General features: G+C 57.3%; 22 protein-coding genes. 13 read left to right on the forward strand and 9 right to left on the reverse strand.

Annotated elements, in window-relative coordinates:
* Positions 1–47: 47 nt before the first annotated feature.
* The 12 genes from ilvD to INF37_RS14490 all read left to right on the forward strand — a co-directional run bounded on the left by ilvD (position 48) and on the right by INF37_RS14490 (position 13,694).
* Positions 48–1,811 carry a dihydroxy-acid dehydratase gene (gene ilvD, locus INF37_RS14435; protein ID WP_193539093.1) on the forward strand — a complete coding sequence of 588 codons (1,764 nt, stop codon included), beginning with the start codon at positions 48–50 and terminating at the stop codon, positions 1,809–1,811.
* A gap of 373 nt (positions 1,812–2,184) precedes the next feature.
* Positions 2,185–2,499, forward strand: coding sequence for a TIGR04076 family protein (locus INF37_RS14440; RefSeq protein ID WP_193539096.1), 315 nt, complete (start codon positions 2,185–2,187; stop codon positions 2,497–2,499).
* A 112-nt stretch (positions 2,500–2,611) separates the two neighbouring features.
* The gene (locus tag INF37_RS14445) at positions 2,612–3,655 is read left to right on the forward strand and encodes a BMP family protein (RefSeq protein ID WP_193539098.1); all 1,044 of its coding nucleotides are present in this window, start codon (positions 2,612–2,614) and stop codon (positions 3,653–3,655) included.
* A gap of 159 nt (positions 3,656–3,814) precedes the next feature.
* Positions 3,815–5,350, forward strand: coding sequence for an ABC transporter ATP-binding protein (locus INF37_RS14450; RefSeq protein ID WP_101692221.1), 1,536 nt, complete (start codon positions 3,815–3,817; stop codon positions 5,348–5,350).
* A complete protein-coding gene (locus tag INF37_RS14455; protein ID WP_101692220.1) occupies positions 5,347–6,468 on the forward strand; it encodes an ABC transporter permease in 1,122 nt (373 codons plus the stop codon). The genes INF37_RS14450 and INF37_RS14455 overlap by 4 nt, the downstream gene beginning before the upstream one ends.
* The gene (locus INF37_RS14460; protein WP_180956793.1) at positions 6,461–7,381 is read left to right on the forward strand and encodes an ABC transporter permease; all 921 of its coding nucleotides are present in this window, start codon (positions 6,461–6,463) and stop codon (positions 7,379–7,381) included. Before INF37_RS14455 ends, INF37_RS14460 begins: the two co-directional genes overlap by 8 nt.
* Positions 7,382–8,287, forward strand: a complete 906-nt coding sequence (locus INF37_RS14465) for a dihydrofolate reductase family protein (RefSeq protein WP_193539100.1) — start codon at positions 7,382–7,384, stop codon at positions 8,285–8,287. It abuts the gene before it with no gap.
* 47 nt (positions 8,288–8,334) lie between these two features.
* Positions 8,335–8,970, forward strand: a complete 636-nt coding sequence (locus INF37_RS14470) for a flavodoxin family protein (protein WP_193539102.1) — start codon at positions 8,335–8,337, stop codon at positions 8,968–8,970.
* On the forward strand, positions 8,967–10,313 hold the full coding sequence (locus INF37_RS14475) for an amidohydrolase family protein (RefSeq protein ID WP_193539104.1): 1,347 nt from the start codon (positions 8,967–8,969) through the stop codon (positions 10,311–10,313). Before INF37_RS14470 ends, INF37_RS14475 begins: the two co-directional genes overlap by 4 nt.
* Positions 10,314–10,351: 38 nt before the next feature.
* On the forward strand, positions 10,352–11,683 hold the full coding sequence (locus INF37_RS14480; protein WP_193539105.1) for a UbiD family decarboxylase: 1,332 nt from the start codon (positions 10,352–10,354) through the stop codon (positions 11,681–11,683).
* 43 nt (positions 11,684–11,726) lie between these two features.
* The gene (locus INF37_RS14485; protein ID WP_193539107.1) at positions 11,727–12,338 is read left to right on the forward strand and encodes a UbiX family flavin prenyltransferase; all 612 of its coding nucleotides are present in this window, start codon (positions 11,727–11,729) and stop codon (positions 12,336–12,338) included.
* A gap of 18 nt (positions 12,339–12,356) precedes the next feature.
* Complete coding sequence (locus tag INF37_RS14490) at positions 12,357–13,694, forward strand: winged helix-turn-helix transcriptional regulator (RefSeq protein WP_193539109.1); 1,338 nt, start codon at positions 12,357–12,359, stop codon at positions 13,692–13,694.
* 63 nt (positions 13,695–13,757) lie between these two features.
* Here the strand turns inward: INF37_RS14490 and INF37_RS14495 are convergent, their stop codons facing one another.
* The 8 genes from INF37_RS14495 to INF37_RS14530 all read right to left on the reverse strand — a co-directional run bounded on the left by INF37_RS14495 (position 13,758) and on the right by INF37_RS14530 (position 23,461).
* Positions 13,758–14,798: a M42 family metallopeptidase gene (locus tag INF37_RS14495; protein ID WP_193539111.1), complete on the reverse strand. Its 1,041-nt coding sequence runs from the start codon at positions 14,796–14,798 to the stop codon at positions 13,758–13,760.
* 25 nt (positions 14,799–14,823) lie between these two features.
* Complete coding sequence (locus tag INF37_RS14500) at positions 14,824–15,813, reverse strand: ABC transporter ATP-binding protein (RefSeq protein ID WP_101692211.1); 990 nt, start codon at positions 15,811–15,813, stop codon at positions 14,824–14,826.
* A complete protein-coding gene (locus INF37_RS14505) occupies positions 15,806–16,813 on the reverse strand; it encodes an ABC transporter ATP-binding protein (protein ID WP_193539113.1) in 1,008 nt (335 codons plus the stop codon). The genes INF37_RS14500 and INF37_RS14505 overlap by 8 nt, the downstream gene beginning before the upstream one ends.
* A 16-nt stretch (positions 16,814–16,829) precedes the next feature.
* A complete protein-coding gene (locus tag INF37_RS14510) occupies positions 16,830–17,735 on the reverse strand; it encodes an ABC transporter permease subunit (RefSeq protein ID WP_193539115.1) in 906 nt (301 codons plus the stop codon).
* A gap of 14 nt (positions 17,736–17,749) precedes the next feature.
* Positions 17,750–18,676 (reverse strand): nickel ABC transporter permease, encoded by a 927-nt coding sequence (gene nikB / locus INF37_RS14515; protein WP_186962981.1) that lies wholly within the window; start codon positions 18,674–18,676, stop codon positions 17,750–17,752.
* Between the two features lie 72 nt (positions 18,677–18,748).
* On the reverse strand, positions 18,749–20,293 hold the full coding sequence (locus INF37_RS14520) for an ABC transporter substrate-binding protein (RefSeq protein WP_193539117.1): 1,545 nt from the start codon (positions 20,291–20,293) through the stop codon (positions 18,749–18,751).
* 381 nt (positions 20,294–20,674) lie between these two features.
* On the reverse strand, positions 20,675–22,015 hold the full coding sequence (locus INF37_RS14525; RefSeq protein WP_193539119.1) for a uracil-xanthine permease family protein: 1,341 nt from the start codon (positions 22,013–22,015) through the stop codon (positions 20,675–20,677).
* 45 nt (positions 22,016–22,060) lie between these two features.
* Positions 22,061–23,461, reverse strand: coding sequence for an amidohydrolase family protein (locus tag INF37_RS14530; protein WP_193539121.1), 1,401 nt, complete (start codon positions 23,459–23,461; stop codon positions 22,061–22,063).
* Between the two features lie 224 nt (positions 23,462–23,685).
* On the opposite strand from INF37_RS14530, the gene INF37_RS14535 reads away from it, so the two are divergent.
* Positions 23,686–24,285, forward strand: coding sequence for a TetR/AcrR family transcriptional regulator (locus tag INF37_RS14535; RefSeq protein WP_193539123.1), 600 nt, complete (start codon positions 23,686–23,688; stop codon positions 24,283–24,285).
* An 89-nt stretch (positions 24,286–24,374) separates the two neighbouring features.
* Here the strand turns inward: INF37_RS14535 and INF37_RS14540 are convergent, their stop codons facing one another.
* Complete coding sequence (locus tag INF37_RS14540; RefSeq protein ID WP_193539125.1) at positions 24,375–26,528, reverse strand: 5'-nucleotidase C-terminal domain-containing protein; 2,154 nt, start codon at positions 26,526–26,528, stop codon at positions 24,375–24,377.
* Positions 26,529–26,965 lie beyond the last annotated feature (437 nt).

A 26,965-nucleotide genomic window follows, 5' to 3' on the forward strand; every position in this document is an offset into this window, starting at 1 on the left:
CACATACTGGATAGCAGAAAGCTGGCTACACTTTGGGAGGTAATCATATGGGTGACTATAAGTGCAATGGGAGCTGTACAACGGCCTGCAATTGCAGTCAAAATGAGCGCTTTTTGTGGCCGCAGTTCGACGCCCTTCAACTGGCGATCGGGTGGACCGAGAGCGACATTCAGAAGAAACAGGTTCTGGTAGAGGACGTCCTGGGAGACAGCCATCCCGGAAGTGCGCATCTGGGCCGTCTCTCAGAACAGGTACAGATCGGCGTCTATGAGAGCGGCGGAAAACCGGGCCGGTTCCATACCACGGATATCTGTGATGGATGTGCCCAAGGGCATGATGGAATGAACTATATTCTGGCCTCCAGAGAGAGCATAGCCGATATGGTGGAGCTTCATGGCCGGTTTGTGCCGTGGGACGGACTGGTCTTGCTCTCCTCCTGTGATAAAAGCATTCCCGGTCATCTCAAAGCGGCGGCACGCCTAAATCTTCCCACGGTTTTTGTGCCGGGCGGAAGTATGCGTCCATCCCGCAACATGACATCTGACATTGATGAGATTGGCGACCTGACGCTGCGCCAGGAGCGGGACCGGGACAATCCGGCCGTAAAGCGAGATGTGCGCAATTATAAGCTGACGGCCTGTCCATCGGTAGGAGCCTGCCAGATGTATGGAACAGCCAGTACCATGCAGAGCTTAGCAGAGGCCATGGGAGTTGCCCTTCCGGGCTCTGCCCTGGCGCCTGCGACCATGCGGGATATTGATACTTACGCAAGAAATGCCGGCAAGGCCGTTATGAATCTAATCCAAAAGGGGATCACCTTTGATCAAATTGTGACAAAAGAGGCACTGATCAATACGATCATCATTCATTGCGCGGTAGGTGGCTCTACCAATGCGATGATCCATATTCCGGATCTGGCCCGTGAACTGGGGATTGATCTGCCGGTGGAGCTGTTTGACGAGATCAATCACAAGATTCCGCATATTGCCAATATTCTTCCCAGCGGAAAATATCCCACCGAGTGTATGTGGTTTGCGGGAGGAATTCCTGCGGTGCAGTGGCGGATGCGGAAGCATCTGAATTTGGATGTGATGACCTGTACGGGCATGACCCTGGGAGAAAATCTGGAATGTCTGGCAAAAGACGATTTCTTTGAACGGAATGTCGGATATCTGGCCAACTACAAACTGAACGTGGATGATGTCCTTCTCCCGGAGGAGAAGATAAAAGAAAATGGATCGGTGGCCGTCCTGAAGGGCAATATTGCCACAGAGGGCGCGGTGGTAAAATATGCAGCCATTGCGGAAAACATGCGGGTACATGAGGAACCTGCCCGTGTCTTTGACAGCGAAGAAGACTGTTATTATGCGGTCATTGATAAAAAAGTAAAGCCTGGAGATGTGCTGATCATCCGGTATGAGGGACCGAGGGGTTCCGGAATGCCTGAAATGCTGATGACAACAGAGGCAATTGTTTCCGACAAGGATTTGAGTGGAACGGTGTCTCTGGTAACCGATGGACGCTTCTCCGGTGCTACAAGAGGACCCGCCATCGGACATGTATCTCCGGAGGCAGCAGCCGGCGGAGAGATCGCGTATATCAAAGATGGGGATATCATCTGCTTTGATATTCCCAAACGTACGCTGAATGTAGTCGGATGTGAGGGTGAGAAAATGAGCCCAGAGCAGGTGGCTGCAGTGTTTGAGCAGCGGAAGAAAGTCATGCAGCTCAAATCGCTTGGTGTACGAAAGGGCGTATTTAAAAAGTATACGGAGCATGCCAGATCTGCAATGCAGGGAGCTGGAATGTAAAAAAGTAGAGAGGCCGGGGACCGTTGTATGAGTACAATGGTCCCCGGCTTTTTGCGGACAAAAAAGCATGGTTCTTGTTGCCCTAACCTGTGGTAAAGGGGTTGCGGAAGTAAAATGGGAAAATAAAGAAAAGTACTTCTTTAATTCTTCCTTATTTCCGTATAGCAAGGGGTAATTGAGGTTAAAAAAAGATGGAAATTGTACATATATACAAAATTATAGATATAATAAAAAGAATAATTGACGTATTAGACAATTGAGTACTATACTTCAGGTATCTAATTCGGAAGTGTATGACACAGATTCCTGCAATAAAAGAAATTTTGGAACAAACGACCCGTGAGCACGATATTCAGAGGGAGGCCGTAATGCGATGGATATGACAAGAAAGCGGTATAACAATCCAAAGAAAGCACGGATTGTGGTAGAGAAATGTCCCATTGATTCGACTGGGAAGCCCTGCCACTGCCACCGGGAAGGACAGGTATTTGAATTTGATTTTGAGCGATGTCCTTCCGATTTCTGTGCGGCGGCGTTCCACAATCTCTGGCCGCAGCTTCGGGTTCTGGAACTGGGGGGAAGACACCCCTGGGATGAAACCCCAAATATGACCCGGGTGGCTTGTCCGGACCCGGACAAGCCCACGATTTTCCGTATCGAGGTCTTTGAAGAGCCCGAACAGAAGTAATGGGGAAACACTCCTTCGATCACAGAAGGCTATGTGATAGCGTAACAGATCGCACAGAGTGGTAAAGGTGCGGTCAGAAAATAATGAATGATGGATCAGGAGGAATTGAATTATGAAATGCAAAAAGATGCTGGCTCTTGCGTGCAGCGGCGTTCTTTCCATCTCTTTGCTGGCCGGATGCGGCGGCGATCCTGCCCCGTCGGGCGATCCTGGTACTGCCAGCGGTGGAGGGGAAGATACCACGAAAGTGGCGATGATTCTGACCGGATACATCAATGATGCCGGGTGGAACCAGTCCGCATACGAAGGCCTCCAGATGGCAGAAGAGGAGTATGGTGTGGAAGGCGCCTATACAGAGGCGGTTCCGCAGCCGGACTATGAGACCGTGATGCGTGACTATGCAGATCAGGGGTATGATTTGATCATCTGCGTTGGAAATGAGCTCTCGGACGCGGCTTTGGCTGTGGCGGGATCTTTCCCGGACGTAACCTTTGCGGTAATGAACGGAAACTATGCGCAGGAACCGAATGTAGGCGCCTATCGTTTTAATACGCCTCAGAGCGGATTCCTGGCAGGCGCGGTTGCAGCCATGTATTCTGAAAACGGTGTGGTCGGCATGATCGGCGGCAGCACAGCTCCTCACATCAAAGACTCGGTGGAGGCCTTTGCTGAAGGTGCCAAGTACATCAATCCCGATGCCGAGGTGTTGACCGGCTATACCGAGTCTATGACCGACATCGCCAAGGGAAAAGAAATGGGTATGGCGTTTATTGAGCAGGGCGCGGATGTCCTGTGTGCCAATGCAAACTCCTGTTCTCTGGGCGTAATCGATGCGGCCAAGGAAAAAGGAATCCGCCATATTGGATACATCAGCGATCAGTATGAGGTGGCGCCGGATACGGTCATGGTTTCCATGATCCAGAGCAACCAGTTTATGATCAAGGCCATCATTGAGTCGGTCATCAATGGGGAATTCACTCCGGAGCTTCACCTGTTTGGTATGCCGGAAGGCGCGCTCTACCTCAGCGACTTCAACGGGCATGACGAGATTTTGACAGAAGGGGAGCAGGCAAAGATCGAAGAGATCATTGCAGGGATCAACGACGGCTCCCTGGCCGAGGCCGGCATTCTGCCCAAGTCTACCTTTGATCAGTAACATTATCAAAGTAAAGGGTTAGACATGATCACCGCCGGGGGAAGGGAACTTCTCCCGGCGGAATTTCCAATCATAGAGTATGTGCTGAGCACAGATGCGGCAGCTGAGCGGAAAAAGAATTGCAGCCGTATGATCTGAATAGAGTGGGGGAAAACGCGAATGGCAGAAAAAATTCTGGAAATGCGCAATGTCACCAAGCGTTTTGGAAAATTGGTAGCAAACCGGAGTGTCAATTTTGATTTGGAGCGGGGCGAAGTACATGCCCTGCTGGGAGAAAACGGCGCAGGTAAAACGACGCTGATGAATTGCCTGTATGGGATCTACAATCCGGAGGAAGGCGAGATCCTGCTCCATGGTAAGCCGTTAAAACTGAGCAACCCCAAAGATGCAATTGCCCACAATATCGGCATGGTGCACCAGCATTTTATGCTGGTACCCCCGCTGACCGTGCTGCAAAACATTGTTTTGGGACAGGAGTGCCGCATTACCCCGATGAACTTGAGTCGGGCTAGAGCACAGGTGGAAGAGCTGTGTGAGAAATATCATTTCCAACTGGAGTTGGATACCAAGGTGGCCGATCTCTCGGTTGGAGCACAGCAGAGAGTGGAATTGGTCAAGGCCCTTTACCGGGGCGCGGATATCCTGATTCTGGATGAGCCCACGGCAGTTTTGACACCGCCGGAGGTAGAGGGACTCTTTGAGATCTTGCAGCAGTTTGTATCGATGGGGAAATCCATTATCATCATTTCCCACAAACTGTGGGAAGTCAAGCGGATCTCCAACCGGGTCACCGTACTTCGCAGCGGAGAGGCGGTTTCCACCGTCATGACCAAGGATGTGGAGGAAGCCGATCTGGCCGCCATGATGGTCGGAAAACGGGTATCTCTGGAGTATGAGAAGACGCCGGTAACCACAGCACAGAATATCCTGGAACTGAAGGATGTCTGCGCCAAGGGCGCCCATCTGGCATCCTCCCTGAAACATGTTTCCATGCATATTCGAGAGGGTGAAGTGCTTGGCATTGCGGGTGTGGACGGAAATGGACAGCTGGAGCTCTCAGAGGTCATTATGGGTCTGTTGCCGACCCAATCGGGAAGCGTCTATTACCGGGGCGAAGAGATTACAAAAATGCCGACCCGAAAACGGATCGAACAGGGATTTGCCCATATTCCGGAGGAGCGAATGACACAGGGACTGGTCATGAATTTCAGTGCCAGTGAAAACATGATCATCAACTGTTATGACCGCCCGCCCTTTACCAAAAACCATCTCTTCAACAGCCGGCAGGTCAAAGAGAACGGAAAAAAGCTGGTAGAGGAATATGACGTGAGACCGCGGGACCCAGATGCGCTGGCACGGTCTTTTTCCGGCGGCAACCAGCAGAAGATCATCATTGCACGGGAGTTTGCACAGGACCCGAGACTGGTTGTGGCGGTCCAGCCCACGCGCGGTCTGGACATTGGCGCAAGTGACTTTGTGCATCAGAAGTTGCTGGAGCAAAAAGAAAAAGGGGCGGGCGTGCTGCTGATCTCGGCGGATCTGGATGAGGTGCTGGCCGTATCCGACCGCGTACTGGTCATCAATGAAGGGGAGATCATGGGAGAGTTTGTTCCCGGAGAAATCGACTATACCGAAATCGGTCTGATGATGGGTGGAACCAAGCGGACAAACAGCAAGGCAGGTGAAACGGCATGATCTGTATGAATTTTGGTGGAACGCAAGTGCGCGTGGAGCGCAAGAAACGGACGGAGAGCCCCCTCTTTCAAAAAGTGCTGGGAATTGGCATCGCACTGCTTCTGGTCATCCTTGTAACGGGGATTATCATTGCACTTTCTGGAAAGTCGCCCATTGCGGCCTTTCAGTGCATGATCAAAGGTGCCTTTGGCACGAAAAACAGTGTGGCCGAGACCTTGATCAAAGCGGTGCCCCTGCTGCTCTCTGGCCTGGGCCTGACAATCTGTTACCGCACTGGCCTGACCTCGGTAGGCTCGGAAGGACAGATTATTATGGGCGGGCTGATGGCCACCATCGTGGGAGTCAACCTGGGCGGCCTTCCCGCTCCGGTGGTCATTCCCATGGCCATGATCGCAGGAATCCTCGGCGGAGGAATCTGGGCCGGTATCGCCGGATTGCTCAAGGCGAAGTTGGGTGTCTCGGAAGTTATCAATACGATCATGCTCAACTATGTGGCGACCTATCTGGTGGCCTATCTGGTGGACGGGCCCATTCAGGAGGCGGCCGGGCACTATCCGCAGTCTGACCTGCTGGGAAAAAACGCGTGGCTTCCAATCATCCTGCCGGGGACGCGGATGCATCTGGGTGTAATTCTGGCTGCGGTGTCGGTGGTCCTGGTATATATGCTCCTCTGGAAATTGCCGCTGGGCTATCAGATGCGGGCCGTGGGAAACAATCCCATCGCGGCAAAGACGAATGGCATCAATGTGGCGCGCAACATGGTGCTGGCCATGTTCCTCTCCGGTGCCTTTGCCGGTCTGGCGGGATCGGTGGAGATCATGGGTATCCACCACCGGCTGATGAATGGTTTCAGCTCCAGCTACGGCTTTGATTCCATGGCAGTTGCGCTGCTGGGCGGCCTGCATCCGGTGGGTGTGACCATTGCGGCCATCTTCTTCGGAGCATTGCGTACCGGTGCCAATACCATGCAGCGTACGCTTCAGGTACCGGTGTCTCTGGTCAATGTCATCCAGGGTCTGGTCATCCTGTTTGTTCTGATGCAGGCACTGCTCAGCCGGTTTACCATTCGGATTATCCAGCGGAATGCAAAGGAAAAGGGGGCAAAACAGCATGCTTGATATCGTAAGCGGCTTTCTTGAGGCAATGGTTCGAATGGCCTGCCCCATTATGCTTGCCAGCCTGGGAGCACTGTTTACTGCGCGCAGCGGCATCATCAATTTCGCCATGGAAGGCATTATGATCATGGGGGCCTTTTTTGGCGTGTATGGCTCCTACCTGTCCGGAAATCCCTGGGTGGGCGCACTGCTTGGAATGCTGGGCGGGTTGGCCGCAGCGGTGGTTCTTGGCATTATGAGCATCACGGTCAAGGTAGATCAGGTCGTGGCGGGTACCGGTATTAATGTGCTCTTTCTTGGACTGACGAGCTACCTATGTACGGTGCTGTATCCCGATGGACAGCCCTCCTCGGTGGAGGCCTTTCAGAGCGTAGAGATTCCGGGCCTCTCCTCTCTTCCGGTAGTGGGCGTATTTTTCCAACAAAATCTGTTGGTCTACCTGGCCTTTTTGCTGGTGCCGCTGATTTGGTATCTGCTCAATCGCACCACTTTTGGACTGTGCCTGCGCTCGGTAGGTGAGCAGCCCCATGCGGCGGACAGCCTGGGCATCAATGTAAACCGGATGCGTTATATCGCCATTCTGCTGGCCGGTATCTTGGGTGGACTGGGCGGCGCGGCCCTCTCGCTCGGACAGGTATCCGTGTTTATGGAAAACATGACATCCGGACGTGGCTATGTGGCCTGGTCTGCGGTGACCGTAGGCAAGTGGAATCCCATCGGCATCATGGGAGCCTCCCTGCTCTTTGGCGGTGCGGAAGCGGTGCAGCTTCGCCTCCAGGCGCTGGGCATTGAAATTCCCCAGCAGTTCTTCCAGATGCTGCCCTACCTGCTGACCATGATAGTGCTGGCCGGTGTAGTAGGCAGAACGGTCGGACCCAAGGCAATGGGCAAGCCGTTTGTCAAGGGAGAGCGGTAAATGGGATTTTCAGCACAGGAGATGCGCTTCACGATGTATTACCCCGAAGGGAGTTCTGCCGGACAGGGGCCTTCGAGGGATGGGGCCACGCCAGAGAAAATTCGGACCGTACTGGGAGAGTTGAGATTCCCCGCTCCGCCGGAAGAGCGCCCCTATCTGTATGGGTGTATGGTGCTCTCCTTTGACGGGAAAATGGGCTTTCCGGACGATCCGGAGGGGACCCTGATCTCGAAGGAGAACCGCTTTGATCCGGTAGGGGCAAAGACCGATTTTTGGATCATGCAGGTCTGCCGGACCTATGCCGACGGCGTGATTCTGGGCGCGGGGACCCTGCGGGCCCGGATGCATAAAATGTGGTGTTCCGAGATCGCCGATCCGGATTTGATCCAGGTGCGGCCTGCGCTGGGGAGAACCGGGGAAGCGCCGCTGGCGCTCATTCCGTCGGTGGACGGAATGGATATTCCGGTAGAGCACGCTATCTTTACAAGAAGTGAGCAACCGGTGATTCTGACTTCCGTCCAGGGGGCGGAGCGGCTGCAAAGCCGGCTAAACCGGCCCAGCCGCGTTCTCAGCGGACCTACCGACCTGAGAAAAGGAATGGAAGAAGTGCAGATCATAGCGGTAGGGGAACAGGAGCCCAACACGGCAGGGCTGCTGCACTTCCTCCGGGCCTGTGGTCTGGAGTATGTATCGGTGGAGGCACCGGGCTATCTCTGGCACCTGATCAGTAAGGGACTTCTGGACGAATACATGCTCAACTACTCCGGCGTCATGGCGGGCGGTATGACCGCGCTGGGTGTAAACGCCGGCTTTACGGTCAAACAACATCCCCATGCAGAGATTCTCAGCGTGGGGTATCACCGGGGATTTCTATATACCCGACAAAAACTCCATTATGGATGGTAAGGTGAAATAGTACCTGAAACAGCAAGAGGAAAGGGTGGAAATGGACCATGGTAAAAATTCTGGGATTGTGCTGCAGCCCGAGAGACGGGGCGACACAATATGCGTTGGAGCAGGGGCTGAAGGCGGCTGCGGAATTTTCTCCGGAAATTGAGACGGAGCTTATTTCAGTGCGTGGGAAAAAAATTGCACCCTGTAACGGATGCGGCTACTGCAAACGGGAAAAGACCTGGTGCTGTATCAAGGATGACATGCAGGAGCTCTTTGAGAAAATCATCCACGCTGACGGTGTGTTGGTGGCCTCTCCGGTCTATGTGATGACCGCTACCCCTCAGCTGCATGCTATCGCCTCGCGGATGCGGCCGGCCATGCACTGCTACCCTGGTATGCTGCGCAACAAATTTGTGGCGGCCATTGCCGTGGGCGGAACCCGGAATGGGGGCCAGGAGACGACGATCGACGACATTTTCCACCTGTTTGGAACTCGGGCTATGAACATGGTGACCAATGAATCGGGCGGTTATACAGGAGCAAAGGTGTGGTCCCAGGATGGAGGTGCACAGGCAGCTGCACAGGATGAGATCGGTCTGAAGACCGTACGGGATTTGGGCCGGAAACTGGCAGAGGTCTGCTATATCTACACATTGGGGAAGCAGGCTTATCAGGATGGGTGTGAAAACAAATGAAAAAGGCCTATCTGCATGTCCATATTGTGACGGTGGATGATCAGGATCGTGTCTGGCCCGACGGTGGCATTCTGTATGAGAATGGGACCATTACCGCGGTGGGAGAGAGCGCCCATGTGGAGCAGATAGCACGTGAGCGGGGGGCAGAGATCCTGGATGGCGGTGGAAAATACCTCTTTCCGGGGCTGGTCAACACCCATACCCACCTGTACCAGGAGCTGACCAAGGGACTGGGCAGCGATCTGAGCTTGGAGGAATGGTTTCCAAAAGCCATGGCACCGGTGGGCGCAGCCCTGCGGGAGGAGCACATGGAGGCCGGCGTCGCGCTGGGTCTGCTGGAGGCCATCCACAGTGGCGTGACCACAGTCGCGGATTATATGCAGCATCAGCCGGTACCCGGGCTGGGCCGCGTAGAGCTGGACGTGGCAAAACAGATGGGTGTACGCATGGTCTATGGACGGGGATATCGGGATATCGGCCGGGCCGAAGTGGTGGAGGACGCCGCGCATATCTTTGCGGATGTGGAAGATTTGAAGGCGCGTTATGTACAGCCGGATGGGATGATTACCGTATGGCTTGCCCCGGCCGCAAGCTGGGGGCTGAGTGACCACCTGATGCGGGAGACCCGCCGCTATGCCGATGCCACGGAGACACCCATCATGATGCACCTTTTCGAGACGGGTTCCGACGAAGCGGGAAGCCAGCAGCGTTTTGGAAAGCCGGCTATCGAATGGTTTGAAGAGGCGGGACTGCTGGGCCCTGATCTGCTGGCTGTACACTCCGTCGCGCTGGGGAGTGCTGAGATGGAAAAATATCAGCAGTACCGCGTCATGGTATCCTATAACCCGGTTTCCAATATGTATCTTGCATCCGGTTCGGCTCCCGTTCGGGAGCTGAAAGAGCGGGGACTCGCCGTGGCGCTGGGAACGGATGGCGCCGGCTCCAACAATAACAATAATATGTTAGAGGCCATGAAGAGCGGAGCCCTGCTGCAAAAGGTGGTACACCGTGATCCGCAGGCTATGACCGCCGGAGAGATGCTGCGCATGGCGACCATCGAGGGGGCGAGAGCGCTGGGGCTTGGGGACCGGATCGGCTCCATTGAAGTGGGCAAGGCGGCGGATTTCTTTCTCTACGACCCCATGCACAGCCCAATCGCCTGTCCGGTCTGCGGGACCCCGGAGGCGGCTCTGGTTTATTCCGGAGATCACAGAGCCATTGATACCGTTGTCATCCAGGGACAGACTGTATTAGAATGTGGTATACTGACAAAAGGAGACGAGGACGCCATTCTTGTACAGGCGCGGCGTATGGCGGATGATTTGCTCTGTCGGATTCGGTAGGAAACATAGAAATGGAGCGAAAAAAGGAGTATGATAATATGAACCAGATTGGGGATCTCAAAACATTTCTCCAGGCCCTGAAGGAGCGGGACCTGCTCTTTACCACCGAGAAGGAAGTGGACTGGAACCACGAGATCGGTTCCCTCATCGCCACGCTGGAACCCAGCGGACGGGCGGGCTATTTCCCCCATGTGAAGGACAAGCAATTCGGTGTGTGCGGCAACCTCCTGGGGTCCATGGACAGCATCGCGGTGGCCCTGGGCTGTGAAAAAGAGGAGATCACGGATTTCCTGGCCAAATGCCTGGACCGTCCCATCAAGCCTCAGATCGTGGAGAGTGCGCCCTGCCAGGCCTACATCCAGACGGGGGACCAGGTGGACGTCACCAAGCTGCCGGTTCCGGTCCATGCACCCAAGGATGGCGGCCCCATCATCACCGGTGGCGTCATCGTATCCAAGGAGCTCCACGGGACCCGTCAGAACCTCTCCTTCCAGCGGATGCATGTGAAGGGCAAGGATAAGATCAGCATCATGATCAACGAGTGGCGGCATCTCAAGGAGTTCTACAATGAGGCTGAGGCGGAGGGCAAGCCCCTTCCCATCGCCATCTCCATCGGCGCCGACCCAGTGGTCTATGTGGGCGCCGGACTGCGCTACGACGGGGACGAGATGGAGATCGCCGGAGCCATCCGGGGCCGGCCCATGCAGGTGGTCAAATGCATCACCAACGACATCTATGTACCCGCCGAGTCCCAGTTCGTCATCGAGGGTGAGATCCTCCCCAACACCAGAGAGCTGGAGGGCCCCCTGGGTGAGTTCACCGGACATTACAGTGCCCCCTGGAACAGCCCGGTCATCCATGTGACCGCCATCACCCACTGCGCCGATCCCATCTATCAGACCATCAACGGCGCTTCTTTTGAGCACATCAACCTGGGCAATGTGCTTCCCCGTGAGCCCCTGCTGAAGAAATTCACCAGCTATGTGAGCAGCGGCGTGCTGGATGTCCACATTCCGCCCTATGGATCTGGATTTTTGGCCCTGGTCCGCCTGCGGAAGAAGAACCCCGGCGAGCCCAAAAATGTGGCGCTGGCGGCCATGATGACCTATGTGAACATCAAGAATGTCATCGTGGTGGATGAGGATGTGGATATCTATAACCCGGCCGACGTGATGTGGGCGGTGTCCAACCGGGTGGTGCCCGAGCGGGACATTTTCTACGTGCCCAATGCCCAGGGACATGAGCTGGACCCCTGCTCCGACGAGCGGGGCGTGCAGACCAAGATGGGCATTGACGCCACGCTGAACGAGGAGAGCCGCTGCCTGGAGCGGGTGCGCTATCCCAAGGTCGATTTGAGTCAGTACGTATAAGCGGCCGGTCCGGACCGGAGCCGCGGGAGAAGGGAGAGTCCGTATGGGCGGAAGGTATATCGTAGGGATCACAGGGGCCAGCGGCTCGCTCTATGCCGAGGCGGTGATCCGGCGGCTGCTGAAGGCCGGGTGTGAGGTCCATCTCTGCCTGACTCGGGCCGGACAGATCGTTGTGCGGGAGGAGCTGTCCTGGCAGTGGCCGGAGGGGGCCGCGCCCGAGGAGATCCAGGCCGCGCTGCGTAGCCGCTTCCAGTGCGGAGAGGAGCTGCGGTACTACGATATCCACGCCATCGGCGCCCGGATCGCCAGCGGCTCCTTCCGGACCGACGGAATGGTGGTGGTGCCCTGTTCCATGGGCACCCTCTCCGCCATTGCCCACGGCTCCTCCCACAATTTGCTGGAGCGGGCTGCCGACGTGGTGCTCAAAGAGCGGGGAAAGCTGGTCCTGGCGGTCCGTGAGACCCCTTTCAGCACCATCCACCTGCAAAATATGCTCACCCTCTCCCAGTGCGGCGCGGTCATCATGCCGGCCTGCCCGTCCTTCTACCATGCTCCCTCCTCCCTGGAGGAGCTGGCCGACTTCTTCGCTGGGCGGCTCCTGGACCAGCTGGGGCGGTCCGACGACAGCATCCGCCGCTGGGAGGGGATCGATTGACCGGAAGAGGGGAAGAGGATGCGCCATAAGATCGCATTTATCACCACGGAATATGTGAAGCCGCATCTGGAGCGGATCCTGCCCCAGCTGGGGATGGACGCAACCTTCTCCATCTATGCCTACCATCCCTTTGAGGAGATCGACGGGTTTTTCCGGCAGATTCCGCGGGAAGTGGATGGCGTGATCACCAGCGGCAACCGATTCGGCAGCGCCTTCCGGCACATGTTTCCCCGGGACCGGCGGGTGGTGGTCCCTATGGGGATCAACGATGCAGAGGTCCACCGGCTCTTCTGGCGGCTCAAGCAGGAGCAGCCCGATCTGGACTTTCAGAGGATCTACGCCGATTTTCTGGATGAGCTTCACCTGAGCATTCCGAGCTTTCTCACAGAGGACCACGGAATCCCACTCTCGGTGAGCATGGACGCCGGACGGGAGCAGACCCCGGAGGAATTCCTGCGGGGGGAATACCGGCAGTTCCAAAAGCTGCTGGAGGTATGGGAGACCGGGCAGTTTGAACGGATCATCACCCGGTACAGCGGCCTGCTCCCGATGCTGCGGCAGCGGGGAGTACAGATTTTTTATCCGTTTCCCAGCATCGACAGCATCCGCTCCGCCTGCGCCCAGGCCCAGCGGGAGATCGAGATGCGCCAGCTCCAGGACTACCAGGCGGCCGAGATCCATGTGAATCTGTGGATGCCCAATCCGGCCTATACGGTGGAAAGCCTCTATGAGCAGCGGCTGCTTCAGCTCCAGCAGAGCCTGATGGACTATTTTGGAAGCAAGGCGGAGGACATGCTCTTCCGCCGCAGCCACTTTGGGGTGGATATCCTCACCGACCGAAAGACGGTGGCCCAGTGCACCCGGGAATATACCGTGTGTGAGCTCAGCGCCTTTTTGAATGCGCGGCTGGACTTCCGGATCTTTGTGGGCTATGGGATCGGGCAGGGAATCTATCAGGCCCGTCTCAATGCCATTACGGCCACCCGGGAATCCGAGGTATCGGGGGGGAGCTATCTGGTCAATGAGCAGGATGTCCTCATTGGTCCTCTGGGCGGAGGGGAAGCCGCTCCACCATCGCCGTCCGTGTTCTCCTATATGTCCAGCCACGCGGGGATCTCACAGGCCACCATCAACCGGGTGCTGGAAGTGCTGGGCGCCATGCCCAACGGCCGCCTGACCTCCCAGGAGTTGGCGGAGCGTTTGGAAATCACCCGGCGCAGCGCCAACTATTTTCTCAAGGCCATGACCCAGACCGGAATTTTACAGGTGGTGGATATGCACCGGGCGGCCGGCCGTGGACGTCCGGAGCAGGTCTACGGCCGCGCAGCGGCAGAGAATACAGACCGAATTCATTGAGACGAAAAAAGGGAGTGTCCCCTCCGTAGTCTACGGAGGGGACACTCCCTTTTATGATTGCTTTTACAGTCCGAGAGCATATCCCACCAGAAGCTTGGTGGTATTCTCCAGGCTCTTCACATGGGTGCGCTCCACGGCATGGCTGCAATAGACCGGCATGCCGAAAGCCGCAACCCGGACATTGTTGCCCGACTTGAGCGCAATGCTGGCGTCCGTGCCGTAGTGGTAGAAGATATCCACCGCGTAGTCACAGCCGATGCGCTCGGCGGTCTCAATGAGGCGGCTGGTCAGGTCGTAGTCATAGGGGGAGAAGGCATCCTTGCAGCAGATAGCCACATTGAACTCATTGCCATCATAGTCCGGACCGATCAGACCGATGTCGATGGCCACAAATTCCTCCACCTCGGGGGGAACATAGGAGCCGCCATGGCCGATCTCCTCGTAGTGGGGGAAGGCCAGCAGGGTGCGGTACTTGGGTTTCAGGTTGTGCTCGGTCAGATACTTGAGCATGGCGAAGATACAGGCCACAGCGCCCTTATCGTCGATGAAGCGGGACTTGAGGTAGCCGTTATCGGTCACCGTGCAGTGGGGCTCAAAGGAGACCATGTCGCCGTGGCGGATGCCCAGATCCAGCACATCCTGGCGCGATTTGATGGGCTGATCCAGCAGGATCATCATATTCTGCTCATTGCGCTCCAGGGTACGGGCGTCGTCAAAGACGTGGACCGAGTGGGACTGGCAGGTGTAGATGCCGGTATATTTGCGTCCGTCGCGGGTGTGAACGGTGACGGTCTCGCTCTCCATGCTGGTGTGGCTGACGCCGCCCAGATTGCGGATGCGGATCATACCGTCGTCATCGATCCGGCGGACAATGAAGCCCAGGGTATCCAGGTGGCCACCGATCATAACGGTTTTGCTGTTGTCCTGGCCATCTACCGTGATGTAGACCGTATTGCGGTTGTCGTAGGTCACCTCATAGCCCAGCTCTTTGGCCATCTGGGCCACGACGGGATTGATCTCCCGGTAATAGCCCACGGGGCTGGGCGTGTTGACCAGCGTGCGGAAGGTGTCCAGAATGTATTGCGTGTCGATCTGAAGTTCCATGTTACAGTTCCTCCTGGAATTCCATTTAGTTTCCCTGAGAAGATTCCGCCAGAGGCAGCCCCTGGTCGGCGCACAGATGGCAGGCTACCTTGTGCCGGGGGCTGACCTGATAGACCTTGGGCTCTACCTCGAAGCACTCGGGACGGGCATAGGCGCAGCGGGGCGCGAAGCGGCAGCCGGGCTTGGGGTCGATGGGAGAGCTGATCTCGCCCTGGAGGAGGATACGCTCCTTCTTATGGTGGATGTCAGGCACCGGGATGGCCGAAAGCAGGGCCTTGGTGTAGGGATGCGTGGGGGAGGCGAAGAGCTCCTCACTGGGGGCGTACTCCACCATCTTGCCCAGATACATGACCATGATGTTGTCGGAGAAATAGTTGACCACCGACAGATCGTGGGTAATGAACATGTAGGTCAGTCCGCGCTCATGCTGGAGTTTTTTCAGCAGGTTCAGGATCTGAGCCTGGATGGAAACGTCCAGAGCGGATACCGGCTCGTCACAGACGATGAAGGAGGGGTCCATGGCCAGCGCGCGGGCAATGCCGATGCGCTGACGGCGGCCGCCGTCCAGCTCATGGGGATAGGTGTTCATCAGACGCTGGCTCAGACCCACGGTCTCCATCAGGCTGATGACCCGGCGCTCCAGCTCCTGCTTGTTTTTGCACAGCTTGTGCAGACGCAGGGGGGCGGCGATGATCTCGCTGACCGACTTGCGGGGGTTCAGAGAGGCAAAGGGGTCCTGGAAGATCATCTGCATCTCCGTGCGGAGATTGCGCATCTCGTGGGTGGAGAATTTGGTGATATCCTTCCCCTGGAAGAGGACCTGACCGCTGGTGGGGTCCTGCAGGCGGAGGATAGCGCGACCGGTGGTGGACTTGCCGCAGCCGGACTCACCCACGACACCCAGGGTCTTGCCCCGCTCCAGGGTGAAGGAAATGTCGTCCACCGCATGGAGCTGTCCCTTCTTGGTGGGGAAATATTTTTTGAGGTTGCGTACCTCCAAAATGACATCAGACATGGTCCGCACCTCCTAATGTGACTCCCGCATCGGGCTCATAGGCCAGACAGCGGACGGTATGGGTGTCCGAGAGCTGGGTGATCTGGGGCATACGGGTCTTACAGATTTCCTGGCAGTGGCTGCAGCGGGGATGGAAGGGGCAGCCGCTGGGGAGATCGGTGGGATCGGGCATCAGGCCGGGAATGGGCTTGAGCTCCTCGTTGCGCCGCTTGATATTGGGCAGAGAATCGAAGAGACCCTTGGTATAGGGATGGGCTGTGTGATCGAAGATGTCCTCCAGCGTGCCGTGCTCCACAATGTAGCCGGCGTACATGATGCTCACCTCGTCGCAGACCTCGGCCACAATGCCAAGGTCGTGGGTGATCATCAGCATGGAGGTGCCGTATTTCTCCCGCAGCTTCTGCATCAGGTCCAGCACCTGCGCCTGGATGGTCACATCCAGAGCGGTGGTGGGCTCGTCGGCGATGAGCAGGTTGGGATTGCAGGCCAGAGCCATGGCGATGACCACACGCTGCTTCATGCCGCCGGAGAACTGGTGGGGATATTCCGAGGCGCGCTCGCCGGGGATGCCGACCAGCTCCAGCATCTCCTGGGCGCGGACCATGGCTTCCTTTTTATTGACCTTCTGGTGGAGCAGGATGACCTCGGCGATCTGCTCTCCCACGGACATGACCGGGTTCAGGGAGGTCATGGGGTCCTGGAAGATCATAGACACATAGTCACCGCGGATATCCTCCATCTCCTGAAGGGAGTACTCAAAGATGTTTTTTCCATCCAGAAGGATGGTGCCTCCGGTGATCTCTCCGGGGGGATTGGGAATCAGGCGGAGGATGCTCAGGGCGGTGGTGGTCTTACCGGCGCCGGTCTCGCCTACCAGGCCCAGAGTCTTGCCCTTTTCAATGTCCAGATCGATGCCGTTGATGGCGTGGACCACGCCGTCGGTGGTGGAAAACTGAACCGACAAATCCCGGATCTGGACGCTATACTCTTTTTCTTGCATGTCTCATTGTCCTCCCTTACTGCTTCAGTCTGGGATCGAGGGCATCCCGCAGACCGTCGCCCAACAAATTCAGGGCCAGGACCGTGATCACGATGGCCAGACCGGGGAACACCGTCAGATGGATGGCGTCGCGCATGAAGGTACGGCCGCCGGAGAGCATGGCGCCCCACTCGGGCACCGGCTGCTGCACGCCGAGACCGATAAAGCTCAGAGATGCCGTGGACAGGATGGCGCTGGCGACACCCAGCGTGGCCTGTACGATGATGGGAGCCAGGCAGTTGGGGATGATCTCCTGGAGAATGATGCGGAGGGTGCCGGTACCAATGGAGCGGCTGGATTCCACGAACTCCTGATCCTTGATGCTCAGCACGGCCGCGCGGACGATACGGGCATAGCCTGGCACACTGGACATACCGATGGCCACCATAACGTTAAACAGATTGGTACCGAACGCGGCCACGATGGTGATGGACAGCAGGATGCTGGGGACAGCCAGAAGAACATCCATCACGCGCATGATGACGTTATCAATGATGCCGCCGTAGTAGCCGGCCAGTGCGCCGCACAGTCCGCCCACCACCAGGGAGATGCTCACCGAGACCAGGCCGACCACCAGAGAGATCCGGGAGCCGTGGATGAGACGGGCCAGGATGTCGCGGCCGTACTCATCGGTGCCCAGCCAGTGCTCTGCACTGGGCCCCTGAAGGCGGATGGACATATCCTGCTTGATGACCAGGGTCTCATAATCGGCCAGCTGATTGGCAAAAATCGCACAAAAGACCAGGACCAGAAGGATGGCCAGACCGATCATGGCCATCTTATTTCGGCACAGACGCATCCATACTTCGGCCGCCATGCTGCGCTTTTTCTTAGCGGGCTGAAGGGAGGCGGAGTCCGCCTGGCTTACATGAGTATGTTTCATTGTCTGCACCTCCCTTACTTATACTTGGACTTGATGCGGGGATCCACGAAGGCATAGAGCAGATCCACCAACAGGTTGACGATACTGAAGGCGATGGAGAACACGATCACGCAGCCCATCACCGAGGGGGTATCCTTGGCCTTGATGCTGTTGACCAGATAGGTACCCACGCCGGGCCAGGAGAAGACGGTCTCGGTCAGCACAGCGCCGCCCAGCAGGTAACCGAACTGAAGGCCGATGACCGTGATGACGGGGATCAGGGCGTTGCGCAGGGCATGACGGGTAATGACCACACGCTGCTTGACGCCCTTGGCCCGGGCAGTGCGGATGTAATCCTGACGGATGACCTCCAGCATGGAGGAACGGGTGGTACGGGTAATGCTGGCCATACATCCGGTACCCAGGGTGATCACGGGCATGATATAGGTTTTCCACCCGTCCATACCACCCGATGGGAACCATTTCAAATTCAGAGAAAAGACGATGATCAGGATGAGGCCCAGCCAGAAGTTAGGTGTGGCCACACCCAGCAAGGCGCCCACCATACTCACTCCGTCTACCAACGAATATTGTTTGGTGGCGGATATGATACCGATGGGAATGGAGAGCGCTACAGCGAAGAGCATACCCCAGAGGGAGAGCTTCAGCGTGGCGGGGAAGCGGCCCATGATCTCATCAAAGACGGGCCGGTTGGACTTGTAGGAGGTCCCCATATCTCCGTGGAGCAGTCCGCCCATATAGTCCACATAGCGCTTGAGAACGGGGTCGTTCAGGCCCAGCTCCTCCCGAAGGGCCTCCACGGCCTCGATCGGGGCTGTCTCACCGAGGATAGTACGGGCGGGATCACCGGGAGACAGGGACATAATAAAAAATACCAGAAACGACACACCAATGATGACGGGAATCAGCATCAGCAGTCGTTTCAACACATATTTATACATAGTTGTCTGACTCCTTTAAGCATGGGCAAAGGCCGAAGCCTTTGCCCATGCAGCGTGCAGTTGGAAGAAAGATTAGTAGTGCAGGCCCTCGAAGCGCTCCATGCCGATGGCGGAGAGACCGATGCCCTGCAGGTTGGCCTGACGGGCCACCATGCCGGTCCACTCGTTGAGGGGCACCCAGATGGCGTCATTGACCAGGATCTCCAGGATCTGCTTGTGGTCGGCGCTGACCGCAGCGGGATCGGGGTTGACCGCGGCGTCATCCACCAGGGCGTCCACCTCGGGGTTGCTGTAGAAGGAGCGGTTGCCGCCGTCACCCACGCTGTAAGAGGTGAACAGAGGACGGTAGGTGTTGTCGGGCTCGGCGTTGGCAATCCAGCCGCTGATGGCAGCCTGATGCTCACCCTTGCCGGTGCGCTCATAGAAGGTGGCGGACTCCATCATCTCGATGTTCATGGTCACGCCGATCTCCTGGAGGTTGGCCTGGATGACGGTGGCGGCGCGGTTGCGGGCATCGCCGGCCAGGTAGCAGGTGAAGGTGAAGCCGTCGCCGTAGCCGGCCTCCGCCAGCAGCTCCTTGGCCTTGGCGGGATCGTAGGTGTAGATGCCGTCTACTTCCTCATAGCCGATGGCGGCAGAGTTGAAGTACTCGTTGGTGGTCTTGCCGGCGCCGTTGACCATGGCGGTGAGAACGTCGTCCTTGTTGATGGCGTAGTTCATGGCCTGACGGACCTTCACATTGTCGAAGGGAGCCTTCGTGACGTTGAAGAGCAGGAACTCGCTGCGGGTAGAACCGAACTCATCCAGAGCCAGGCTCTCGCTCTCGCGGATGCGGTCGGCGTCATTGGCGGGCACATTGAGCATCACGTCGATCTCGCCGTTCTCCAGAGCGATGGTACGGGAGGTCTCCTCGGGGATGATCTTGAAGATCAGGCCGTCGTTCTGCGCGGCACGCTCGGGATCAAAGTAGTTATCATACTTGGTCAGCTCAAAGGAGGCGCCGGGGACCCACTCCTTGAAGGTATACTGACCGGTACCCATGGGGGCGTCGGCCAGAGTCTTGCCGCTGGCCTCCAGCTCCTCGGTGTAGGTCTTGTCCAGAATGGCGGAGCCCATGTGGGCCAGGGAGGAGATCAGCGCGTTGCTGGGAGAGTTGAGGTGGATGACGAAGTTGAGATCGTCCACCACTTCCACAGACTCGATCATGGAGACCAGATGTCCAACCTTGGCGGACTCCTTCTGGCGCTCCAGAGAGAACTTGACATCCTCGGAGGTGAGGGTATCGCCGTTATGGAAGGTGACGCCCTCCTTCAGCTTGAAGTTATAGGTCACATCGTCAACGGCCTCCCAGCTCTCGGCCAGGTCGCCCACGAACTCGTTCGTGGTCTCGTCCAGCAGGACCAGGGTGCTGTAAATATGACGGGTAGCGTAGCCGGAGGCGGTATCGTTCTGCAGATGGGGGTCCAGAGAAGACAGGTCAGCGCTGATGCCGATGGTCATCACAGTCTTGTCGGAGTTGTCTCCGGAACCGGAGGAGCCGCAGCCGGCCAGCAGGGACAGGCTGAGGACGCAGGCCAATGCGAGGCTAACGGTTTTCTTCAGAGTTGGTCTTTTCATAATATCTCCCTTCTTTTCGCGACAATTTCCCTTCACAACATACCGTGAAACTATGTGGGAGCCGGACTGCATTTTAAAACGGACAGGCCTTGCCACAGCACACACTACTGTGAAAAAGAATATGGTAAAACTAATTATATCATATTACACCCAAAAGACAATATTTTTTGCAGGAAGAATCAAAGAGAACATGCGCAATATTTTGCCAGCCATGGAGAACGGGTAACCATACCTTAATACAAGTGGAAATTTTTGCATAAAAAATTTGGATAACATGCAAAGTGAGCGTGAAAAAACAAAAACAACGAGGAGCGGATGTCCAAGCGGATCCGACCTCGTTGTTTTTGTAAAAAGATTGTCGATGGTTGGAGATATGGCTTCTTACTTGCTCTCCACCTGTGTATTCTCCTCAGATACGGCAGGGACAGCCTTGTCCTTGGGAAGGATCAGGTTGAGCAGAATGGCGGAGAAAGCCGTTCCGGGGATGCCGTTGATGAGGGCGGAGACATAGAAGGGATAGTCGGCCAGAGCAGTCGGTGTGGCACTGAAGCCGAGACCAATGGCCAGAGACACAGCGATGAGGAGCATATCCCGCTCTGAGAGCTGCTGCTGTCCCAGCATCTTCAGGCCGTTTGCGGCGATGCTGCCGAAGACCACCAGGGTGGCTCCGCCGATGACCGGGGTGGGGATGAGGGAGAGGAAGGCGGCGAGCTTGGGAATGAAGCCCAGCACCACCATAAATCCGCCGGCCGCGGCCACTACATAGCGGCTCTTGACGCCGGTCACGCCGATGAGGCCGATGTTGCCGCTGTAAGAGATGGTGGGGGTGGAGTTGAAGAGGGCGCCCAGAATGCTGGCGACGCCATCACAGACCACGCCGCGGGAGAGATCTTCTTTGGTGGCCACACGGTTGGCCGCAATAAAGGCCACGGTGGAGGTGTCGCCCAGGAACTCCACCAGATTGACCAGAGTCAGCAGGGCCATGATGATGATGGCGGACAGCTTGAAGGAGATGCCGAAGTGGAGGGGCTGGGGCAGGGAGAACCAGGAGGACTCATTCAGAGAGGAGAAGTCCACCATGCCCAGCGCAGCGGAGAGCAGGAACCCGGCAATCAGGGCGATCAGGACAGAGGCGCCTTTTACAAAGCCCTTTCCCCAGGCATTGAGTACAATGACGATGACCAGCGTGAAGAGGGCCACACCGTAGTTTTGCAGGCTTCCGTAGGTGGGGCTGTCGCTACCGCCAGCACAGTACCCCACAGCGACGCTGACCAGGGTGAGGCCGATCACCATGATGACACAGCCCATGGCCACAGGGGGAAAGACCTTGCGGATAAATTTGACGCTGACCGCACCGAAGAGGGCCACGGCCACACCGCATACCAGGCTGGCGCCGATGAAGGCGGGGAAGCCATAGGCCTGGGAGATGGCGATGGCAGGTGTCACGAAGGTAAAGGTGGCGCCCAGAATGATGGGCAGGCGGTTACCCACCGGACCCACGCCCAGAGACTGGAGGATGGTGCCCACGCCGGCAATAAAGATGCTGCACTGGAGCATGAGGGTGATCTCCGCGCTGGAGAAGCCCAGGCTGGAACCGATGATGAGAGGAATGGCCAGGGTGCTGGCCAGGAAGAGAAGGACGTGCTGAAGACACAGAGGAATCAACTCGGGAACAGGGGGCTTTTCGTTCAGTTCATAAGTACGCGGCGCCTTGTGGTTCATACAGAATTTCCTCCTTTTGCTTTCTCCCTATGGATTTGATAAACCTTATAAATCGTCTCTCAGAGCGGGCTGACGCACGGAGGCGCGCTCCAGCATGCTGCGGGTGGCCTTGCGGATCCAGTGTGCGGTCTCCCGTTCCGGAATGGTCGTGAGAGCGCCGTGCTCCACCACCACCTTGCCGTTGACCAGAACGGTATCCACCATGCGCGGATCACCGCTGAGCACGATACAGGCCGCCGGGTCATTCTGTCCGCCGGCATAGGAGAATTGACTCCAGTCAAAGAGGACCAGATCGGCCGCCATGCCGGGGGCCAGGTAGCCGATGTCGTCCCGGCCCAACACCTGTGCGCCGCCGGCGGTGGCCATCCGGAGCACCTGCTCGGCCGAGGTAGCCCGGCTGCCCCATTTCAGCTGGTTGACCAGATAGCAGTTGCGGATCTCGCCCATCATGTTGGAGGCGTTGTTGCTGGCGGCTCCGTCGACGCCCAGGCCGATGGCCGCGCCTGCCTCCAGAAAATCGGGGACACGGCACACGCCGGAGCTGAGGAACATATTGGAGTTGGGGCAGTGGGCGATGCCCGTCCCGGTGTCGGCAAAGAGGCGGACCTCCTCGTCGGTGAGCTGGACGCAGTGGGCAAAGTAGAACTGCTTGCCGAACCAGCCCATCCGGCGCATATATTCCACCGGGCGGCAGCCGTGCCGCTCCATGGAGATGGCCAGCTCACCCTGGCTCTCGCCCAGGTGGGTGTGACACTGCACGTTCCGCTTCAGGGCCAGGTCCCGCAGCCGCTGCACGATCTCATCGGTCTCAAAGGGGGGCCAGCACAGGGAGAGGCCGATCTGACACATGGAGAAGCGGCTGGTGTCATGGTAGGTATCGATGAGCCGCTCCGCATCCGCGACGATGTCATCGGCGGACTCCACCAGATCGTCGGGCACATGGCCGCAGCCCTGGGAGCGGCCAATGGTGATGCCGCCCCGGGTGGGATGGAACCGGATGCCCAGCTCTGCGGCCGCTTCGATCTCCACATCGGTCAGCCGCTGAGTGCCCTGGGGATGGACATACATATGGTCCGAAGAGGTAGTACAGCCTGTTTTCAGAAGGTCTCCCAGGCCCACGAGGGCCCCGGCGCGGACCAGCTCGGGATTGATCTCACGGAAAATATCATAGACCACCATGAGCCACGGCTCCAGCTTCAGACCATTTGCAATGTGGATATTGCGCACCAGGGACTGGAAGGTGTGGTGGTGGGTATTGACAAAGCCAGGAGTGATGATTTTCCCTGTGGCGTCGATCACCTGGACGGGCCCGGGGCCGGCGTCCAGGTTGGGACCGATCTCTAAAATCTGGTTATCCTCCAGCAGCAGATCCGCATTTCGGTAACGGGTACCCTTGGGATCCATGGTAAGGATCCAGTCGGCATGTTTGATCAGGGTGCGCGGCATGGCATTGCCTCCTCAAAATACTGACTGATTAGTCAGTCAAATTTCTTGCTATCATCATACGCCCCTTGTGCGCTTTGGTCAATTGACTATTTTAGAGAAAAAATAGGATAAAAAATTATACAAAAAGCCGAATGGGAGCCGGGGGAGACGGGAGCCTTGCAAAGTGCCCCGTTTCTTTCTATAATTTTTAAGAGATAGATTTTACCGAGAAAAGGGTGAACGATGTGCCTCGTACTTTGCAGGAACAGCGTATTTTGGATGCGGCCCTCCGGGTGATGGCCAAATATTCCATCAGCGGGACCCGGATGCATCTGATTGCGGAGGAGGCGGGCATGGCCGCGTCCAATCTGCATTACCATTTCAAGACAAAGCATGATCTGCTTCTGGCCCTGCTGGCGGAGATACAGGACCGGTTTGACCAGGAACGCAGCGGGCTTATGCTGCAGGAGACCCATTCCCTGCGGGAGCGGCTGGCGGTCTTTTTTGAGCAGAAGAAGGCGCTCATTCTGGAGCAGCCCCGCTATGACAAGGTCCAGTTTGATTTTTGGCTTTTGGGCCAGTCGGATGAGACGGTCAAGCAGGATTTCCGCCGCTCCTTTGACCACTGGAGAGGGCATCTGGTGGAGAGCATGCTGGAATTTTATCCGCAGATGGAAGCGGAGTATGCCAAGGATCTCTCCTACACGCTGATATCCCTGATGATGGGAGCCTCCATGCAGTATCTGAATGGAGATGGCGTATCCCTGGATCGATATTTTTCGCAGTGCTTGGATATGGTGATCGGAAAAATCGAAGCGGACTATGGTCCGTCCCTCATCAAATAGAAATTGAAAAACGGGCCCCCCGCAGTGAGCAAGCACTGCGGGGGCCCGTCTATTTCAAGAGGTTGGATGATGGGAAGGGCGGGAAAGGATCAGTTCAGAGCGCCGCTGCCCTCCTGGGGATTGAGGATGGTGATGCGGCCATCCAGAGCCGGAGCAATGGAGCCCTGCGCCTTGATGTACTCGCTGACCACATTGCGGTAATAGTCGTTGGTACGGTTGATCAGCTTACAGCCGGGCAGATCCTGGGTTGCCATTTCCCCGTTGTGTCCCTCGCCGTTTTCGGGATTGAGGACGTTGAGCATAGTGTAGCCATCTCCGCCGCCGCACATGAAGTCATTGCAGGCCAGGGTATACCAGGCATTGAGATCCAGCGGAGTTCCGTCCTCCAGCGTCACAGAGACGATGCGCTCGCCCGCGGGCTTGGAGCCGTCAAAGGTGTACTTGATGCCCGAGACCTGGGGGAACTTGCCGTTGGTGGTGGGATATCCGTCCACGCCGTTCTCCAGGGCGTCCCACACGGTCTGACCGGTGACCTCCACCAGCGTGACCTTGTTGTCAAAGGGGAGCATGGCAAACACGTCGCCCACGGTCACATCGCCTGCGGTGAGGCCGGCACGGATACCGCCGCCATTCTGAATGGCGATGTCGGCGTCACAGTAATCGCGCAGGGCGTCGGCGGACAGGTTGCCCAGGGGGCTCTCCTGGGTGCGCACCAGGGGGCTGGACCAGGCGATGTCAGAGGCGCACTGTCCGATGACCACGTCCATCTGGGCATCCAGGTCGGCCTGATAGTCCTCCAGGATGGCCTTGACCTCGGGGTCCTCAGGCACGTCGGAGGAGAGGATGATCTGATTGAAGGTATAGCCCAGAACCTCGCCGTCCTTGATGTTCAGGTTGGTCTGGTTGACGCAGGTGCCTACGCCGCCGGGATTCACCACCACGGTGTCCTCAATGTTCAGAGGACGGCCGAAGATGTCGTTTCCGCCGCCGATCTCCAGATCAATTCCGTCGATCTTGGTGGGGACGGTGTTGTTATGGCTGTGGAGATGGGAGAGAAGGATGACCACATCCGACTCGGCGCTGGCCTTGGTGACGGTCTCCTGGCCCACTTCCCACTGGTCATGGAAGTCGATGTCCTGGGTGTTGGAGTAGTGGGTAGTGGCCTTGCTGCCGTCGTCGGTGAGACCAACGATGGCCACCTTCAGGCCGCCTACTTCCTTGACGATATAGGGATCAAACTGCTCGGGATAGGTGCCGTCCTTCCAGAAGGTATTGGCGGAGAGCATGGCGTATTCCGCACGGTCCGCCAGGGAGAGCAGATTCTCAAAGGAGTAGTCGAAGTCGTGGTTTCCCAGCACCGTGGCGTCGTAGCCCTGGGCATTCATAACGTCCACACTGGACTTACCCAGCGAAATATTGGCCAGATCGGTGTTGTAGGGGGAGTCGCCTCCGTCAATGATCAGGGTGTTGGGGTTGCGGCGCTTTGCCTCGTCAAAGAGCCAGGCAGCCCGGGCCGAACCGCCCACCTGGATCCGGGAGCCGGAAGGCGTGTAGGGGACCATATTGCCGTGGATATCCGAGGTGGACATGGTGGTGAGAATGGTCAGGTCCTGGATGGCGGTATCCAGCAGCAGAGCCGCCTCGCCGCGGGTCATGACGGTATCATCCAGAGTGAGGCCTTCCGGGAGCAGTCCGTCCGCCTGGCCCTGGGCCAGGAAGTCCATCTCCTTGTCCGCACCGTAGACCGCCTTCATCACGGCCAGGGCAAACTCGGTCCGGGTCATGGTCTTGTCCCCCTGGAAGGAGCCGTCGATCTGTTCCATCAGGCGGGCCTCCAGCACCGTATTGGCCACAGTCTCAGCCCAGGTACCCACGGCATCGGGAGCGGCGGGCATAAGAGCGGCATCCAGTGTGGCTACCGTGGTGGAAGTGGAGTAGAAAGCTTTGGTGGTAGGCTCCGGAATGGTGCCGTCCTCACCGGCCTCGGGCGCGGGGGCTTCCATGGAAAAGACCGGGACCAGGCAGAAGGCGTTGTAGAGCATAGAGGCGGCGGCTGAACGGGTCAGGGCCTCCTCCGGGCGGTAGGAACCGGTGCCGTCACCCTGGAGCACACCGCGCTGGACAAGGTTGTCGATGCTCTGGGCGTAGGGACCGGAGACATCGCTCAGAGAGGCTGCAGAGGCGGGGATAGAGACCGCAAGGCTCAGGGCCAGAGACAGGGGGAGAATGCGCATCTTTTTCATAATCATGCTCCTCATCTCAAAATTTTCGTATAAGAACAAATTAAGTATAGCAAGGAATCAAACGCTGTGCAAGAGAGGCGGACGTAATGAATGTGTAAGGAAAGAAAAGAGGGCGAAAAATTGGGACGACGGACGGGAAGGCGGCCAGGAATACTTGACAAAGAACGTGTGGGATGATATAATGCAGAAAATTTAATAAACTAAACCAATGAAGCGGAGATAACGGCAGTCATGCCCTCACAGAGAGCCTGCGGCGCTGGAAAGCAGGCAGGACACAGGCTGTCAAATGGACCGCAGAGGGTGTGGGGAAACGGGAGATTCCGGAGTATCCGCAACGTGTGGCATACGTTAGTTGCCGGGGATATGTTGGTATCCTATGGAGTGTGCGGGGATGACCCGTGAATACAAGGTGGCACCGCGGATGATAGCGCTATGAT

This window comes from Pseudoflavonifractor gallinarum (assembly GCF_014982855.1).
GTDB classification, from domain to species: Bacteria; Bacillota; Clostridia; order Oscillospirales; family Oscillospiraceae; genus Pseudoflavonifractor_A; species Pseudoflavonifractor_A gallinarum.

What these genes read in the sequence shown, in the direction of transcription:
- INF37_RS14510 (WP_193539115.1), bottom strand. Translation starts at nt 17,735, where the DNA reads ATGAAACATACTCATGTAAGCCAGGCGGACTCCGCCTCCCTTCAGCCC.
- INF37_RS14465 (WP_193539100.1), top strand. Translation starts at nt 7,382, where the DNA reads ATGGGATTTTCAGCACAGGAGATGCGCTTCACGATGTATTACCCCGAA.
- INF37_RS14485 (WP_193539107.1), top strand. Translation starts at nt 11,727, where the DNA reads ATGGGCGGAAGGTATATCGTAGGGATCACAGGGGCCAGCGGCTCGCTC.
- nikB (WP_186962981.1), bottom strand. Translation starts at nt 18,676, where the DNA reads ATGTATAAATATGTGTTGAAACGACTGCTGATGCTGATTCCCGTCATC.
- ilvD (WP_193539093.1), top strand. Translation starts at nt 48, where the DNA reads ATGGGTGACTATAAGTGCAATGGGAGCTGTACAACGGCCTGCAATTGC.
- INF37_RS14530 (WP_193539121.1), bottom strand. Translation starts at nt 23,461, where the DNA reads ATGCCGCGCACCCTGATCAAACATGCCGACTGGATCCTTACCATGGAT.
- INF37_RS14495 (WP_193539111.1), bottom strand. Translation starts at nt 14,798, where the DNA reads ATGGAACTTCAGATCGACACGCAATACATTCTGGACACCTTCCGCACG.
- INF37_RS14500 (WP_101692211.1), bottom strand. Translation starts at nt 15,813, where the DNA reads ATGTCTGATGTCATTTTGGAGGTACGCAACCTCAAAAAATATTTCCCC.
- INF37_RS14445 (WP_193539098.1), top strand. Translation starts at nt 2,612, where the DNA reads ATGAAATGCAAAAAGATGCTGGCTCTTGCGTGCAGCGGCGTTCTTTCC.
- INF37_RS14460 (WP_180956793.1), top strand. Translation starts at nt 6,461, where the DNA reads ATGCTTGATATCGTAAGCGGCTTTCTTGAGGCAATGGTTCGAATGGCC.
- INF37_RS14475 (WP_193539104.1), top strand. Translation starts at nt 8,967, where the DNA reads ATGAAAAAGGCCTATCTGCATGTCCATATTGTGACGGTGGATGATCAG.
- INF37_RS14525 (WP_193539119.1), bottom strand. Translation starts at nt 22,015, where the DNA reads ATGAACCACAAGGCGCCGCGTACTTATGAACTGAACGAAAAGCCCCCT.
- INF37_RS14480 (WP_193539105.1), top strand. Translation starts at nt 10,352, where the DNA reads ATGAACCAGATTGGGGATCTCAAAACATTTCTCCAGGCCCTGAAGGAG.
- INF37_RS14440 (WP_193539096.1), top strand. Translation starts at nt 2,185, where the DNA reads ATGGATATGACAAGAAAGCGGTATAACAATCCAAAGAAAGCACGGATT.
- INF37_RS14455 (WP_101692220.1), top strand. Translation starts at nt 5,347, where the DNA reads ATGATCTGTATGAATTTTGGTGGAACGCAAGTGCGCGTGGAGCGCAAG.
- INF37_RS14520 (WP_193539117.1), bottom strand. Translation starts at nt 20,293, where the DNA reads ATGAAAAGACCAACTCTGAAGAAAACCGTTAGCCTCGCATTGGCCTGC.
- INF37_RS14490 (WP_193539109.1), top strand. Translation starts at nt 12,357, where the DNA reads ATGCGCCATAAGATCGCATTTATCACCACGGAATATGTGAAGCCGCAT.
- INF37_RS14505 (WP_193539113.1), bottom strand. Translation starts at nt 16,813, where the DNA reads ATGCAAGAAAAAGAGTATAGCGTCCAGATCCGGGATTTGTCGGTTCAG.
- INF37_RS14450 (WP_101692221.1), top strand. Translation starts at nt 3,815, where the DNA reads ATGGCAGAAAAAATTCTGGAAATGCGCAATGTCACCAAGCGTTTTGGA.
- INF37_RS14470 (WP_193539102.1), top strand. Translation starts at nt 8,335, where the DNA reads ATGGTAAAAATTCTGGGATTGTGCTGCAGCCCGAGAGACGGGGCGACA.
- INF37_RS14540 (WP_193539125.1), bottom strand. Translation starts at nt 26,528, where the DNA reads ATGAAAAAGATGCGCATTCTCCCCCTGTCTCTGGCCCTGAGCCTTGCG.